Below are 15,268 nucleotides of genomic sequence, written 5' to 3' on the forward strand. Positions count from 1 at the left end.
CCGCGTACGACCATGAGATCGCCATGACCGAACGAACGACCGAGGAGCGACGACCATGAACGCCGAAGAGATACCCGGGTCCTACGGCGCCACCCGCGAACCCGCCGTCTCCAGCGGGGAGTTACGCCACCCGACGAGCGCCGCGACCCCCCACACGGTGGTCGTCGTCGGCGCTGGGCCGAGCGGTCTGGCGGCCGCCCGTGAACTGGAGCGGGCCGGGCACCGGGTGACCGTGCTGGAGGAGCAGGAAACGGTGGCCGGCAAGTGCCGCAGCGTGCACCTCGACGGCCGGGCGTACGACCTGGGCGGGCACATCTGCACCAGCCAGTACGAGCGGACGGCGGAGTTGATGGCCGAACTGGACGTGGAGACGGAGCGCACCAGCCGCTATCGCGTCCTCGACGCCGAGGGGCGCGCCACGGCCCAGGCCATGGCGTTCCTGCGCGACGAGGCCTTCGCGCGCTACCGGGCGCTGCGCGAGCGCGAGTTCCCGCGGATCGCCGAACCCGGGCTCGCCCACTCCGCGCGGGCCCTGGCCGCACCGGTCACCCACTGGCTCGCCGAGCACGGTCTGCAGTCCATGGCCGAGTCGTTCGGCACCGGATACACGGCGGCCGGGTACGGCTATCTCGACGACCAGATGCCCGCGCTGTACTTCGTCAAGTACGCCGAGATGACCGGCCTGCTCTCCCGCAGACCCCAACTCCTGGGCCATGCGGGCGCGTTCACCGTCACGGGCGGGTTCGCCACCCTGTGGCGCCGGGTCGCCGAGGAGCTGAAGGACGTACGGTGCGCGGTGCGCGTGCAGTCGGTGGAACGGCACGAGGGCGGTGTGCGGGTGCACACGGACTCCGGCCCGGTGGACGCGGACGACCTGGTGCTCGCCGTCGCCCTGGACCGAATCCTGCCGGTCATGGACGCCACCGAGCAGGAGCGCGACCTCGCCGGGCGGATCCGCTCCAACGCCTACCACACCACCCTCGCCACCGCGTCCGGCCTGCCGGAGGACGCCTTCTACTTCCTCGACCGGCACACCGCGACCCGCGAGGCGACCGGTCACTGCGTGTCGTACCACCACCGCTACCCGGGCAGCGACGTGCGGACCTTCTACTCCTACGGCCGTCCCGAGGACGTCACCGCGCTGCTGCGCGACGACGTCGCGGAGCTCGGCGGGCGGCTGGAGGAGGTGCATCTGCACCGCCGGTGGGCATTCATGCCGCACTTCGCCGGCGACGACCTCGCGGACGGCGTCCTGGACCGGCTCGACGCGCTGCAGGGCCGGGACCACACCTACTACGTCGGCGGCCTGCCCGCCTTCGAACTGATCGAGTGCGCCATCGCCCACGCCCAGGACCTGGCCCGCCGCCATTTCCCGCCCGCCGGCGGCACACTGACCCTGCCCGAACGAATCGAGGAGGTACGGCCGTCATGAGCGAACCGGTCCGCGAACCCCTGCGCATCGGCGTCCTGGGCGCCGCCCGGATCACCGAACGCGCCCTGATCGACCCGGCCCGCACCACCGGCCACCGCCTGGTCGCGGTGGCCGCCCGCGACCGGTCCCGCGCCGAGGCCTTCGCCGCCGAGCACGGCGTGGAGCGGGTCGCGGACTCCTACGCCGCCCTGCTCACCGACCCCGAGGTCGAGGTCGTCTACAACCCGCTCGCCAACGGCCTGCACGGCCCGTGGAACCTCGCCGCCCTGGCGGCCGGCAAGCACGTCCTGAGCGAGAAGCCGTCGGCGAGCAACGCCGAGGAGGCCGCCGAGGTGCGGGAGGCGGCCGCGAAGGCCGGCACGGTCTTCATGGAGGCCTTCCACTACCTCTTCCACCCCGTCACCCGGCGCCTGCACGAGCTCCTGGCCGGCGGCGAACTGGGCGATCTGCAGCGGGTGGAGACGATGGTCGCCATCCCGGCCCCCGCCGACACCGACCCACGCTGGTCGCTGCCGCTGGCCGGCGGCGCCGTGATGGACCTCGGCTGCTACAGCCTGCACGCGCTGCGGATGCTGGCCCCCTGGGCGGGCGGCGCCCCGCGGCTGGTCTCGGCGCAGGGCGGCGAACGGGCGGGCGCCCCCGGGGTCGACGAATGGCTGGACGCCGAACTGGCCTTCCCCAGCGGCGCCACCGGCTCCGCACGCTGCCACATGGCGTACGACAGGCTGGAGATGAGCTGCCGGATCGTCGGCAGCCGGGGCGAGGCGCTGGCACCGAACTTCGTTCTCCCCCAGATGGACGACCGGATCGTGATCCGGACCGCGCAGGGCGAACGGACGGAGCGTCTCGGCACCCGCTCGTCGTACACCTACCAGCTGGAGGCGTTCGCAGCACGCGTGCGGACGGGCGCTCCGCTGCCGCTGGATGCGGACGACGCGGTGGCGACGATGAGGCTGATCGACGAGAGCTATCGGGCGGCGGGGTTCGAGCCGCGGCCGCGGGTGTAGGCGGACGCCGGACACGGCCATGGCTTTGCGATGATCGACGCCATGGCCGTACGCATCGCACCCGCCCATGTCAGCGACCTCCAGCAGGTCCTCGCCGACCACGCCCGCTACTGGGGCGAGCGCGATCTGCGCGGCCTCCATCTTCTGGCCCTGGTGCAGGAGTTCGGCGAGACCTGTCTGGTCGCTCGCTCCGACGACGGCATTCTCGGCTATCTGATCGGCTTCGTCACCCCCGGCCGCACCGGATATGTGCATCTGATCGCGACGCGGGACGACGCCCGGGGCAGCGGTCTGGGACGCGAGCTGTACGCCGCCTTCACCGAGGCCGCGCGGCGGCAGGGGGCTGTCCGGCTGAAGGCGATCACGAGCCTCGGCAACAAGGGGTCCGTGGCCTTCCATCGCAGCCTCGGCTTCGACGTCCGCGTGGCGCAGGACTACAACGGCCCCGGCGAGGACCGGGTCGTGTTCAGCCGGGAGATCGGCTGATGTCGTACATTGCCGGCCGCTCGACCAGCTCGACCTCCACCCGGCCGCCCTCCTCCAGCGCCCGCACGCCCGCCTCGCACACCGCCGCCACCGCGTAGCCGTCCCACACGCTCGGGCCGATGACCTCGCCGCGGCGGGTGGCGTCGACCCAGGACTGGACCTCGCGGTCGTAGGCGTCGGCGAAGCGCTCGATGTAGTCCTGGGTGATGGTGCCGCCCCAGCGGCCGGCCATGTTGGTGACCATGGCGTGGCCGTCGCCGATGCGGGCGGTGCCGCGTTCGCAGACCACCTCGGCCTGGACCTGGTAGCCGAAGCCGCAGTTGACGAAGATCTCGACGTCGACGATCGCGCCGCCGTCGGTCTCGAAGACGACGAACTGCGGGTCCTGCACGCCGTCCGGTGCGTTCGCGGACGGCGTCGGGCGCAGCACCGTGACGGCGGTGATCTCCTGGCCGAGCAGCCAGCGCGTCACGTCCATCTCGTGCACGACGGAGTCGTTGATGAGCATCTCGCTGCGCCAGCCGGGCGGGGAGGCGAGGTTGCGGTGCCGGTTGTGCAGCATCAGCGGTCGGCCCAACTGGCCTGTTTCCAGAAGGGACTTGAGTCTGAGGTACTCGGCATCGTAGCGCCGCATGAAGCCGACCTGGACCCGGCGGCGGCCCAGCTTCTGCTCCGCTTCCAGCACCCGTAGCGCGGAGGCCGCGTCCGGGGTGAGCGGCTTCTCGCACAGCACCGGCAGATCGTGCTCGAACGCCGTCAGCAGGGCCGCCTCGTGGGCGGGCCCCGGGGAGGCGATCAGCACGGCGTCGACGTCGGCCGCCGCCATCGCGGCGGCCGGATCGGTGTAGGCGGTGCAGCCGTCGATGCGGGCCGCGACGTCCTTGGCGCGTTCCGCATCGACGTCCACGACGGCGGTCACCCTGGCCCCGCTGGTGACCTCCTGGATACGGCGGACATGGTCGGCGCCCATCTTGCCGGTGCCGACGACCGCGACTTGCAGTGTTCCTTGCCGAGCCATGGTCGTTCGTCCCCCTTCGGAGGGTCAGGCGCCGCAGGATCTCAGGAACTTGCGGGTGCGCACCGCGATCGGCAGCGGCTTGTCCGGCTCGCACGGGTACATGTCCTGTTCGACGATCGCGAACAGTTCCACGCCGAGCTTCTGCGCCGACTCCAGCACCGGACCCAACTCCGGTACACCGGACGGTGGTTCGCACATCACGCCCTGGGCCACGGCCGGCCCGAACGGGGTCTCGTTCCTGACCACGTCCGCGAGGATCTCCGGGTCGACCTGCTTGAGGTGCAGATAGCCGATGCGCTCGCCGTAGGTCTCGATCAGCTTGACGCTGTCGCCGCCGCAGTAGGCGTAGTGCCCGGTGTCCAGGCAGAGGTTGACGAGTTCGGAGTCGGTCGAGTCGAGGAAGCGCTCGACGTGGTCCTCGGTGTCGATGTGGGTGTCGGCGTGCGGGTGCACGACGATGTCGAGGCCGTACGTCTCCTTCACCTCGTGGCCGAGCCGCTCCATGCCCTTGGTGAGATACGCCCACTGTTCGCCGGTCAGCTCCGGCGGCTCCAGGATCTCGGCGGTCTTGTCGTCCCGCCAGAAGGACGGGATGACGACCAGATGCTTCGCGCCCATCGCCTGGGTGAGCGCGGCGACCTGGCTGACGTGCTCCCAGGTGGACTCCCAGACGGAGGGGCCGCGGTGCAGGCCGGTGAAGACCGTGCCCGCCGAGACCTTCAGGTCACGCTTGCCGATCTCGTCGGTGAGGCGGGCCGGATCGGTCGGCAGATAGCCGTAGGGGCCCAGCTCGATCCACGAGTAGCCGGCCTCGGCGACCTCGTCGAGGAAGCGTTCCCAGGGCACCTGCTGGGGGTCGTCGGGGAACCAGACGCCCCAGGAGTCGGGGGCCGACCCGACCCGGATGCGGTCCAGAGCACCTGCCATGTCAGGAGGTTCCTTCCGGGGTCTTCGCCACGGGTACGGTGAGGTCGGCCTCTTCGGGGAGTTCCTCGACGTCGACGCCGCGTACCTGGGACAACTCGTGCTTGAGCGCGGCGAGTTCGGCGCCGCCCGCCATGTGGTTGGTCAGCTCCTCCAGGGTGATGTCGGCGCGCTCGGCGGACAGTTCCATGGTGCCCAGGCGCAGCACGCTGAAGTGGTCGCCCACCATGTAGGCGTGGTGCGGATTGTGGGTGATGAAGATGACGCCCAGGCCGCGGTCGCGGGCCGCGGCGATGTACTTCAGCACCACACCGGACTGCTTCACACCCAGCGCCGCGGTGGGCTCGTCCAGGATCAGGACCCGGGCGCCGAAGTAGACGGCGCGGGCGATGGCCACGCACTGGCGCTGGCCGCCGGACAGGGTGCCGATGGGCTGTTCCAGGTTGTCCAGGACGATGCCCATGTTGCGCAGTTCCTCGTCCGCGGTCTTCTTCATCTTCTCGATGTCGAGGCGGCGGACGGGCCAGGGGCCCTTGGTCATCTCGGAGCCGAGGAAGAAGTTGCGCCACACCGGCATCAGCGGGACGGTCGCCAGGTCCTGGTAGACGGTGGCGATGCCCTTGTCCAGGGCGTCACGCGGGGTGGTGAAGCGCACTGCCTGGCCGTCGACGAGGAACTCGCCCTCGGTGTGCTGGTGCAGCCCGGAGATGATTTTGATCAGGGTGGACTTGCCGGCGCCGTTGTCGCCCAGCACGCAGGTGACCTGGCTGGGTCGGACCTGCAGGCTCACGCCGTGCAGGGCGCGGATGTTGCCGTAGGCCTTGCCCGCGTTGCGCAGTTCGACGATCACGCCGTCCTTCTCCGGGGCGGCGTCCTGGAGGATCGCTCCGTGAGTTCCGCTGTTCTTGTCTGTCATCGGATTCACCTCCGGGTCATGGTGCGCTGGACCCACAGATTGATCAGGACGGCGCCGAGCAGCATCACGCCCAGGAAGGCCTTGAACCAGTCGGGGTTCCAGCCGGCGTAGACGATGCCCTGCTGCACCATGCCGAACATGAACGCGCCGAAGACCGGGCCGATCGCCGAGCCGTAGCCGCCGGTCAGCAGGCAGCCGCCGATCACCGCACCGGAGATGTAGATCAGCTCGATGCCGACGCCCTCGCCGGACTGCACGGTGTTGAAGGAGAACAGCTGGTGCATGCCGACGAACCAGGCACCGAAGCCGACCAGCATGAACAGCGAGATCTTGGTGAAGGCGACGGGCACACCGACGGCCCGGGCGCTGTCCTTGTTGCCGCCCACCGCGAAGGTCCAGTTGCCGTACTTGGTGCGCAGCAGCACCCAGGTGGCGATCGCCGCGAACAGCAGCCACCAGAACACGGTGATCTTCACCTGCACGCCGCCGATGTCGAAGGACGACGCGAAGACCTTCCTGGCCTGGTCGAAGCCGTCCATGTTGCTGATGTCGTCGGTGGCGACGTTGCCGGTGACCAGCTTGGTCACCGCGAGGTTCACGCCCTGCAGGATCAGGAAGGTGCCCAACGTGACCAGGAAGCTGGGCAGTCCGGTCTTGACCACCATCCAGCCGTTGAAGAAGCCGATCGCCAGCGAGACGACCAGGGCGGCGATGACACCGACCCAGACGTTCATCGTGAGCTGGTAGCTGATCATGCTCGCGGTGAGCGCCGAGGTGATCACCCCGACGCCGGCCGACAGGTCGAACTCGCCGCCGATCATCAGCAGGGCGACCGGGATGGTCACGATGCCGAGGGTGGAGGACTGGTAGAGGATGTTCGCCATCGAGCTCGCGTCGCGCACCGGCGGCGCCGAGATCAGGAAGAACACGTAGACAGCGACGGCGCCGAGGAAGACGCCGACCTCCGGACGGGCCAACAGCCTGACCACCAGCGGCCGTTCGGCTGTGCGCCCGTCGGTCTGCTTGGGGCCGGAGGCCGGCGGTGAGGTCACCGCCGGCTCAGCATGCTGGGTCATACCAATCACCGAGTGCCCTTCGCGGCGAACTTGGAGACGGCCTCGACGTTGCTCTTGTCGACGAACGCAGGACCGGTCAGCACCGGCTGCTCACCGCCGCCCATGTAGTTGCCGTTGTTCTTGTAGAGCCACAGCGAGTCGATGGCCAGGTAGCCCTGGAGGTACGGCTGCTGGTCCACCGCGAACTGGATCGTGCCCTTGCTGATGGCGGTCGTCAGGTCCTTGTTGAGGTCGAAGGTGGCGACCTTCGCCTTGCTGCCGGCGTCCGAGACCGACTGCACCGCGGTCAGCGCGTACGGGGCGCCGAGTGCGGTGACGTAGTCGATGGAGGAGTCCTGCTTGAGCTTGGCGGTGATCGTCGACTTCACGGACGGCATGTCGGTGCCGTTGACGTAGAGGACGTCGGTCTTGCCGGAGAAGGTCTTCTTCACACCGTCGCAGCGCTGGGTGAGACCGACGTTGCCCTGTTCCTGGACGACACAGACGGTGTGCTTGGCGCCGAGGTCGTTCAGCTTCTTGCCGAACGCCTCACCGGCCACGCTCTCGTCCTGGCCGAAGAACTCCATCAGGCCGAGCTTCTTCCAGTCGCTCACACCGGAGTTGAGGCCCACCACGGGTATGTTCGCCGACGTAGCCTTGCCGACGACGGTCTTCATGGCGTCCGGCTTGGCGAGGGTGATCGCGATGCCGTCGACCTTCTGGTCGATCGCGTTCTGCACCAGGGTGGCCTGGTTGCCCGCGTTCGGGTCGGCCGAGTAGATCAGCTTGATGTTGTCCTTGGCCGCGGCGGCCTCGGCGCCCTTGCGGACGATGTCCCAGAAGGTGTCACCGGGCGACTGGTGCGTGACCAGCGCGACCGTCATCCGAGGCGTGGTGGCCTTGCCCGCCGAGGCGTTGGCTCCCCCCTCTTCGGACTTCTTGCCCCCGGAGCTGCTGGAGCAGCCGGCGAGGGTCAGGGCAGCCGCCGCAGCCACCGCGACGACGGGGGCGAATCTGCGGGAGCGGGGGTGAGAAGAGCGGTCCATCTTTCCTGGCACCTCACTGTGCGTTGCGGGGGAAAGGGAGAGGGGGATCACGAAGATCCAGGGCCCGGGATCTTGGCATGCCCGGGTCGTCTGCCGCAAACGCGGCGGTCGGCCTGGGACGGGATCAAACCCCTGGCCGCGCTCGCTGTCAATACTTTGTTAAGACATCATTTCACGAGCTAGTCCGAATGTAAGTACAAACTATTGACAGCGTCGCCCTCCGAGGCCTACACCTGGGAGGCGGCAGGCCCTCTGGGACCCGCATCCCCCAGCCCGGATCGAGGAGCGTCGCGCATGGCCGAGTCAGACCAGTCCTTCGACTTGATCACTATGGGCCGTATCGGGGTCGATCTCTACCCTTTGCAGTCGGGGGTACCCCTGGCCCGGGTCGAGACCTTCGGCAAATTCCTCGGTGGTTCGGCCGCCAACGTGGCGGTCGCCGCCGCCCGGCTCGGCCGGAACACCGCGGTGATCACCCGCACCGGGGACGACCCCTTCGGCGCCTATCTGCACGAGGCGCTGAAGGAGTTCGGCGTCGACGACCGCTGGGTTGCGCCCGTCGCCGCGTACCCGACACCGGTGACCTTCTGCGAGATCTTCCCTCCGGATGACTTCCCTCTGTACTTCTACCGGCAGCCTAAGGCCCCTGACCTGGAGATACATTCCGAGGAGCTGGACTACTTCGCCATCCGGGCGAGCCGGGTCTTCTGGATCACCGGCACCGGCCTGAGCGAGGAGCCGAGCCGCTCCGCCACGCTCGCCGCCCTCAAGGCGCGCGACAAGGCGGGTACGACGGTCTTCGACCTCGACTGGCGCCCCATGTTCTGGAAGCACCCGGACGAGGCCCGCCCGTACTACACAGAGGCCCTGCGGCACGTCACGGTCGCGGTCGGCAACCTCGACGAGTGCGAGGTGGCCACCGGCGTCCGCGAGCCCCGGGCCTGCGCCGAGGCGCTGCTGGAGGCCGGTGTGGAGCTGGCGGTCGTCAAACAGGGCCCCAAGGGCGTCCTCGCGGTGCACCGCGACGGCACCACCGCCGAGGTCCCGCCGGTGCCCGTCGAGGTGGCCAACGGTCTCGGCGCGGGCGACGCCTTCGGTGGCTCCCTCGTCCACGGGCTGCTGTCCGGCTGGGAGTTGGCCGAAATCATGCGGTACGCCAACGCGGCCGGCGCCCTCGTCGCCTCCCGTCTCGCCTGTTCCTCCGCGATGCCCACCGAGGCCGAGGTCGCCGACCTCCTCGCGCGCGCCACTCCCTGAACGGAGCCTTCCTTGACCATCAGCATCCCCGACCTCGTCTCGGTCAGGGCCCGCCATCCCGAGGCCGTCGCCGAGGCGGCCGCCCGGCGCACCCGCCGTCCGCTCATCGGCGACAGCGGCCGCCTGATGATCGTGGCCGCCGACCACCCGGCCCGCGGCGCCCTCGGCGTCGGCGACCGGCGGCTCGCCATGGCGGGCCGCGCCGATCTGCTGGAGCGCCTGTGCACCGCGCTGTCCCGGCCGGGCGTGGACGGGGTACTGGCCACCGCCGACATCCTGGAGGACCTCCTCCTGCTCGGGGTGCTGGAGAACAAGGTCGTCATGGGTTCGATGAACCGCGGAGGCCTGGCGGGCGCGGTCTTCGAGATGGACGACCGCTTCACCGGCCACCGCGCCGAGGACATCGCCCGGCTCCGCTTCGACGCGGGCAAGCTGCTGCTCCGTATCGACTACGACGACCCGGGCTCGCTGACCACGCTGGAGTCCACCGCGCGCGCGATCGACGACATGGCCGCACACCGGCTGCCGCTGTTCGTCGAGCCGTTCATCTCCCGCCGGATCGACGGCAGGGTCAGCAACGACCTGTCCGCCGAGGCCGTCACCAAGTCCATCGCGATCGCCGCGGGCCTGGGCGGCACCTCCGCCTACACCTGGCTGAAGCTCCCCGTCACCGACGACCCGGACGACATGGGCGAGGTCCTGGAGACCTCCACGCTGCCGACCGTCCTGCTCGGCGGCGAGGTGGGCGAGTCCGCGGCGGAACAAGAGGGGGCGTACGAGCGCTGGCGCAAGGCCCTCCGGCTGCCGACCGTGCAGGGCATGGTCGTCGGGCGGTCGCTGCTCTACCCGGCCGAGGGCAGTGTGGAAACGGCGGTCGACACGGCCGTGGGTCTGCTGTGACGTTCTTGTTGTGACTCGGAGGAGTGCTATATGACATACCACCTTCCCGCGGGCAAGGCCCTCGGCGGCCCGTACGTCGTCGAGGTGACGCCCGACAAGGCCGGCTGGGGCTACTCCAGCCTGCGCGTCCTGGAGCTCCCGCCGGGCGGCACGCACACCTTCGACACCGGCGACAGCGAGTGGATCGTGCTGCCGCTGAGCGGCGGCTGCACGGTCGCGGCGGCCGACGACTTCGGCCACGACACCTTCGAACTCACCGGCCGCGACAGCGTGTTCACCGGTGTCAGCGACTTCGCGTACGTGCCCAGGGACGCCCGTACGACGGTCACGTCCGCCGGCGGCGGACGGTTCGCGCTCACCGGCGCGCGCTGCACCCGCCGCCTGCCCGCCCGCTACGGGCCCGCCTCGTCGGTGCCGGTGGAGCTGCGCGGCACCGGGAACTCCTCCCGCCAGGTCAACAACTTCGGCGCGGCAGGGGTCTTCGAGTGCGACAAGCTCATCGCGGTCGAGGTGATCACGCCCGGCGGCAACTGGTCGTCGTTCCCGCCGCACAAGCACGACGAGCACCGGCCCGGCGAGGAGTCCGTCCTCGAAGAGGTCTACTACTTCGAGTTCGCCGACCACGACGGCACCCCGGGCCTCGGCTACCAGCGCGTCTCCCCCTCCGGGCAGGGCCGCAACACCGATGTGCTGGCCGAGGTGCGCGGCGGCGACGTCGTGCTGATCCCTGACGGCTGGCACGGGCCGTCCATGGCCGTGCCCGGCCACCACATGTACTACCTCAACGTCATGGCGGGCCCCGAGCCCGAGCGCGCCTGGCTGATCTGCGACCACCCCGATCACGCCTGGGTCCGCGACAGTTGGCCCGACCAACCGGTCGACCCCCGCCTCCCCCTCTACACGGCCCCGGAGAAGTCCTGATGAGCACCACCACCCGCCGCCTGACCGTCGCCCAGGCCCTGGTGCGTTTCCTGTCCGTCCAGTACACCGAGCGCGACGGCGTGCGCCACCGGCTGATCGCGGGCACCTGGGGCATCTTCGGTCATGGCAACGTTGCCGGGATCGGCCAGGCCCTGGTGGAAGCGGGCGAGGACGCGATGCCGTACCACCAGGGCCGCAACGAGCAGTCCATGGTGCATGCGGCCGTCGGCTACGCCCGCCAGCTCGACCGTCTCTCCGCGCAGGCCGTGACGACGTCCATCGGCCCCGGCGCCACCAACCTGGTCACCGGCGCCGCCCTGGCGACGATCAACCGCCTGCCGGTCCTGCTCCTGCCCGGCGACTACTTCGCCACCCGCGCCGCCGACCCCCTGCTGCAGCAGCTGGAGCACCCGAGCGAGGCCGACGTGTCCGTCAACGACACCCTGCGCCCGGTCTCCCGCTACTTCGACCGCATCACCCGCCCCGAGGCCCTGATCCCCTCCGCCCTGAACGCCATGCGAGTGCTCGCGGACCCCGCCGAGACGGGCGCGGTCACCCTGGCCCTCCCCCAGGACGTGCAGGCCGAGGCGTACGACTGGCCGGAGGAGTTCTTCGCCGAGCGCGTGTGGCACGTACGGCGTCCCGCGCCCGACCCGTTCGAGCTGGCGGAGGCGGTGGCGGCGATCCGGGCCGCCGAGCGCCCGCTGATCGTCGCGGGCGGCGGCATCCACCACAGCAAGGCCGAGGAGTCGCTCAAGGCGCTGGTGGAGGCCACCGGCATCCCGGTCGCCTCGACCCAGGCGGGCAAGGGCTCGCTGCGGTACGACCACCCCGCCGACCTCGGCGGCATCGGCCACACCGGCACGGCGGTCTGCGACGACATCGCGCGTACGGCCGACCTGGTGATCGGTGTCGGCACCCGCTACACGGACTTCACCACGGCCTCCAACACGCTGTTCCAGAAGCCGGACGTCCGGTTCGTCAACCTCAACATCGCGGCGTTCGACGCGCACAAGCTGGCGGCGCGGACGGTCGTGTGCGATGCGCGTGCGGGGCTCACAGCGTTGACAGAGGCGCTCTCGGACCATCGTGTGAACTCGGTTTACGAGGCCGAGTACCGCGCGGGCAAGGAGCGCTGGGAGCAGGTGGTTGACGCCGCTTTCACCGCAGCCGACGAGAACGCCGTCCCCACGCAGACCCAGGTGCTCGGCGCCCTGGACGCGGTCGTCGGCGACGAAGACGTGGTGATCAACGCGGCCGGCTCGCTCCCCGGCGACCTGCACAAGCTGTGGCGGGCGCGCAGCCCCCGCCAGTACCACCTGGAGTACGGCTACTCCTGCATGGGCTACGAGATCCCGGCCGGCATCGGCGTCCAGCAGGCCAGCCCCGACACCCCCGTCTGGTCCCTGGTCGGCGACGGCACCTACCTGATGATGCCGACCGAGATCGTCACCGCCGTCCAGGAGGGCCTGCCGGTCAACCTCCTGCTCATCCAGAACCACGGCTACGCCTCCATCGGCGGCCTCTCCGAGTACGTCGGCGGCGAGCGCTTCGGCACCGCCTACCGCTACCGGACCGCCGACGGCACCTTCTCCGGCGCCCCGCTCCCCGTCGACCTGGCCGCCAACGCGGGCAGCCTCGGCATGGAGGTCCTGCGCGCGAAGACCGTGCGCGAGCTGCGCGAGGCGCTCGCCGCGGCCCGCGCCTCGGACCGCCCGACCTGCGTCTACGTCGAGACCGACACCGCCACCGCGACCGCTCCCCCGGCCGAGGCCTGGTGGGACGTGCCGGTCGCGGAGACCGCCTCCCGCGAGGCCGCCGTACAGGCCCGCGAGCAGTACGACCGCCAGGTCGCCGACCAGCGCCGCCACCTCTGAACTCCCCGTACCCGAAAGGCCCTTGCACCATGAAGACCATCACCCACTGGATCGGCGGCAAGCCCGTCGAGTCCGCCTCCGGCCGCCACGGCGCCGTGTACAACCCGGCCACCGGCGCGCAGGAGAAGCAGGTCGGATTCGCCACCGTCGACGAGGTGGACGCCGCCGTAGCCTCCGCGAAGGCCGCCTTCGAAACCTGGGGCACGTCCTCCCTCGCCAGGCGCACCGCGATCCTGTTCAAGTACCGCGAGCTGCTGGACGCCCACCGCGACGAGATCGCCGAGCTGATCACCGCCGAGCACGGCAAGGTGCACTCCGATGCGCTCGGCGAGGTCGCGCGCGGCATGGAGATCGTCGAGCTGGCCTGCGGGATCAGCGTGCAGCTGAAGGGCGAGCTGTCGACGCAGGTCTCCACCCGCGTGGACGTCGCCTCGATCCGCCAGCCACTGGGCGTGGTCGCGGGCATCACGCCGTTCAACTTCCCGGCGATGGTGCCGATGTGGATGTTCCCGCTGGCGATCGCGTGCGGCAACACCTTCGTGCTGAAGCCGAGCGAGAAGGACCCGTCGGCCTCCTTCCGCCTGGCCGAGCTGGCCGCCGAGGCGGGCCTGCCGGACGGCGTCCTGAACATCGTGCAGGGCGACAAGGTCGCCGTGGCCCGCATTCTGGAGCACCCGGACATCGAGGCGGTCTCCTTCGTCGGCTCGACGCCGATCGCCAAGTACATCCAGCTCAAGGCGGTCGAGCACGGCAAGCGCGTGCAGGCACTGGGCGGCGCCAAGAACCACATGCTGGTGCTGCCGGACGCGGACCTGGACTTCGCGGCCGACCAGGCGATCAACGCGGCGTACGGTTCGGCGGGCGAGCGCTGCATGGCCGTGTCCGTGGTCGTGGCGGTCGGCGACACGGGCGACGAGCTGGTCGGCAAGATCGCCGAGCGCGCGAAGAACCTGAAGATCGGCCCCGGCAACGACCCGTCCTCCGAGATGGGCCCGCTGATCACCCGCGAGCACCGCGACAAGGTGGCGTCGTACGTCGCGAGCGCCGCCGAGCAGGGCGCGCAGGTCGTGGTGGACGGCACCGGCTACACGGTGGGCGGCCACGAGGACGGCTTCTTCCTCGGCGTATCGCTGCTGGACAAGGTGCCGCTGACGGCGGACGCGTACCAGGACGAGATCTTCGGCCCGGTGCTGGTCGTGGTCCGCGCGGAGTCGTACGACGAGGCCATCAAGCTGATCAACGACTCCCGCTGGGGCAACGGCACCGCGATCTTCACCCGGGACGGCGGCGCCGCCCGCCGCTTCCAGCTGGAGGTGAAGGCGGGCATGGTCGGCGTGAACGTGCCGATCCCGGTGCCCGTCGGCTACCACTCCTTCGGCGGCTGGAAGGACTCCCTCTTCGGCGACCTGCATGTGTACGGCAACGACGGCATCGCCTTCTACACCCAGGGCAAGGTGATCACCACGCGCTGGCCGGACCCGGCCGACGCGGGCATCAACCTCGGTTTCCCCAGCCACTCCTGACGCTTCGTCAGTCTTCTACGGAGGGAGGTACGTCCATGGCGAAGACCCGTGGCGCGACCCGTGCCGCGAACGCCCCCGCGCTCGAATCCCTGGACTTCGCCCTGGACCGGGGCAGTCCGGTGCCGCTCTACTACCAGCTGGCCCAGCAGCTGGAGGCGGCGATCGAGCACGGGGTCCTCGCCCCGGGCAACCTCCTGGGCAACGAGATCGACCTCTCCACGCGCCTGGGCCTGTCCAGACCCACGGTCCGCCAGGCCATCCAGTCCCTGGTCGACAAGGGGCTGCTGGTGCGCCGCCGAGGGGTCGGCACGCAGGTGGTGCACAGCCAGGTCAAGCGCCCGCTGGAGCTCTCCAGCCTCTACGACGACCTGGAGTCGGCCGGGCAGGGCCCGACCACCCAGGTGGTGCGCAACGAGCGCGAGCCGGCGTCCCCCGACGTCGCGGCCGCGCTCGGCATCGCGGAGGGCAGCGAGGTGATCGTCCTGGAACGGCTGCGCCTCACCCACGGCCAGCCAGTCGCCCTGCTGTGCAACTTCCTGCCCGCGACCCTCCTCGACCTGGACACCGCCCGCCTGGAGTCGACCGGCCTGTACCGGATGATGCGCACCGCCGGCATCACCCTGCACAGCGCCCGCCAGACCATCGGCGCCCGCTCCGCCACCGCCGAGGAGGCCGCACGCCTCGACGAGAAGGAGGGTGCCGCCCTGCTGACCATGCAGCGCACCGCGTACGACGACACCGGCCGGCCGGTGGAGTACGGGACGCACATCTACCGGGCGTCGCGGTATGCGTTCGACTTCCAGCTCCTGGTCAGGCCATGACCCCGTCCGCTTGACTCTGGACGGCAAGGGGCGCAAAGTCGTAGATGTACGTCGTAAACATACGGCGTTACCCTCCTCAGGTACG

At 70.2% G+C, this 15,268-nt stretch carries 14 protein-coding genes; 9 read left to right on the forward strand and 5 right to left on the reverse strand.

Going from position 1 to position 15,268, the window contains the following annotated elements; translation table 11 throughout:
* Window positions 1-55 precede the first annotated feature (55 nt).
* The 3 genes from ACFY10_RS48255 to ACFY10_RS48265 are packed head-to-tail and all read left to right on the forward strand — an operon-like array spanning window position 56 to window position 2,925.
* On the forward strand, window positions 56-1,432 hold the full coding sequence (locus tag ACFY10_RS48255; protein ID WP_390671770.1) for a protoporphyrinogen/coproporphyrinogen oxidase: 1,377 nt from the start codon (window positions 56-58) through the stop codon (window positions 1,430-1,432).
* Window positions 1,429-2,439 carry a Gfo/Idh/MocA family protein gene (locus tag ACFY10_RS48260; protein ID WP_390671771.1) on the forward strand — a complete coding sequence of 337 codons (1,011 nt, stop codon included), beginning with the start codon at window positions 1,429-1,431 and terminating at the stop codon, window positions 2,437-2,439. The genes ACFY10_RS48255 and ACFY10_RS48260 overlap by 4 nt, the downstream gene beginning before the upstream one ends.
* A 42-nt stretch (window positions 2,440-2,481) precedes the next feature.
* A complete protein-coding gene (locus ACFY10_RS48265; RefSeq protein ID WP_390671772.1) occupies window positions 2,482-2,925 on the forward strand; it encodes a GNAT family N-acetyltransferase in 444 nt (147 codons plus the stop codon).
* Here ACFY10_RS48265 and ACFY10_RS48270 read toward each other — a convergent pair.
* The 5 genes from ACFY10_RS48270 to ACFY10_RS48290 are packed head-to-tail and all read right to left on the reverse strand — an operon-like array spanning window position 2,906 to window position 7,884.
* Window positions 2,906-3,943 (reverse strand): Gfo/Idh/MocA family protein, encoded by a 1,038-nt coding sequence (locus tag ACFY10_RS48270; RefSeq protein ID WP_390671773.1) that lies wholly within the window; start codon window positions 3,941-3,943, stop codon window positions 2,906-2,908. The genes ACFY10_RS48265 and ACFY10_RS48270 overlap by 20 nt on opposite strands.
* Window positions 3,944-3,967: 24 nt before the next feature.
* A complete protein-coding gene (locus tag ACFY10_RS48275) occupies window positions 3,968-4,870 on the reverse strand; it encodes a sugar phosphate isomerase/epimerase family protein (protein WP_390671774.1) in 903 nt (300 codons plus the stop codon).
* A 1-nt stretch (window position 4,871) separates the two neighbouring features.
* Entirely contained in the window at window positions 4,872-5,783 is a 912-nt protein-coding gene (locus tag ACFY10_RS48280; RefSeq protein ID WP_390671775.1) for an ATP-binding cassette domain-containing protein, read from the reverse strand.
* Between the two features lie 5 nt (window positions 5,784-5,788).
* Window positions 5,789-6,865 carry an ABC transporter permease gene (locus tag ACFY10_RS48285; protein ID WP_390671843.1) on the reverse strand — a complete coding sequence of 359 codons (1,077 nt, stop codon included), beginning with the start codon at window positions 6,863-6,865 and terminating at the stop codon, window positions 5,789-5,791.
* Entirely contained in the window at window positions 6,865-7,884 is a 1,020-nt protein-coding gene (locus tag ACFY10_RS48290) for a sugar ABC transporter substrate-binding protein (protein ID WP_390671776.1), read from the reverse strand. Before ACFY10_RS48290 ends, ACFY10_RS48285 begins: the two co-directional genes overlap by 1 nt.
* A 294-nt stretch (window positions 7,885-8,178) precedes the next feature.
* Here ACFY10_RS48290 and iolC point away from each other — a divergent pair, with 294 nt between their 5' ends.
* Genes iolC through ACFY10_RS48320 form a run of 6 tightly spaced genes read left to right on the forward strand, consistent with a single transcriptional unit; the run spans window position 8,179 to window position 15,183 of the window.
* A complete protein-coding gene (gene iolC / locus ACFY10_RS48295; RefSeq protein ID WP_390671777.1) occupies window positions 8,179-9,141 on the forward strand; it encodes a 5-dehydro-2-deoxygluconokinase in 963 nt (320 codons plus the stop codon).
* A gap of 12 nt (window positions 9,142-9,153) precedes the next feature.
* Entirely contained in the window at window positions 9,154-10,041 is an 888-nt protein-coding gene (locus ACFY10_RS48300) for a deoxyribose-phosphate aldolase (protein ID WP_390671778.1), read from the forward strand.
* A gap of 30 nt (window positions 10,042-10,071) precedes the next feature.
* Window positions 10,072-10,962: a 5-deoxy-glucuronate isomerase gene (gene iolB / locus ACFY10_RS48305; RefSeq protein ID WP_390671779.1), complete on the forward strand. Its 891-nt coding sequence runs from the start codon at window positions 10,072-10,074 to the stop codon at window positions 10,960-10,962.
* Entirely contained in the window at window positions 10,962-12,839 is a 1,878-nt protein-coding gene (iolD, locus tag ACFY10_RS48310) for a 3D-(3,5/4)-trihydroxycyclohexane-1,2-dione acylhydrolase (decyclizing) (protein ID WP_390671780.1), read from the forward strand. The genes iolB and iolD overlap by 1 nt, the downstream gene beginning before the upstream one ends.
* Window positions 12,840-12,868: 29 nt before the next feature.
* Window positions 12,869-14,362, forward strand: a complete 1,494-nt coding sequence (locus ACFY10_RS48315) for a CoA-acylating methylmalonate-semialdehyde dehydrogenase (protein WP_390671781.1) — start codon at window positions 12,869-12,871, stop codon at window positions 14,360-14,362.
* A gap of 35 nt (window positions 14,363-14,397) precedes the next feature.
* Window positions 14,398-15,183, forward strand: a complete 786-nt coding sequence (locus tag ACFY10_RS48320; RefSeq protein WP_390671782.1) for a GntR family transcriptional regulator — start codon at window positions 14,398-14,400, stop codon at window positions 15,181-15,183.
* Window positions 15,184-15,268: the final 85 nt, after the last annotated feature.

The sequence above is a fragment of the Streptomyces sp. NPDC001401 genome (genome assembly GCF_042895385.1).
Lineage (GTDB): Bacteria > Actinomycetota > Actinomycetes > Streptomycetales > Streptomycetaceae > Streptomyces.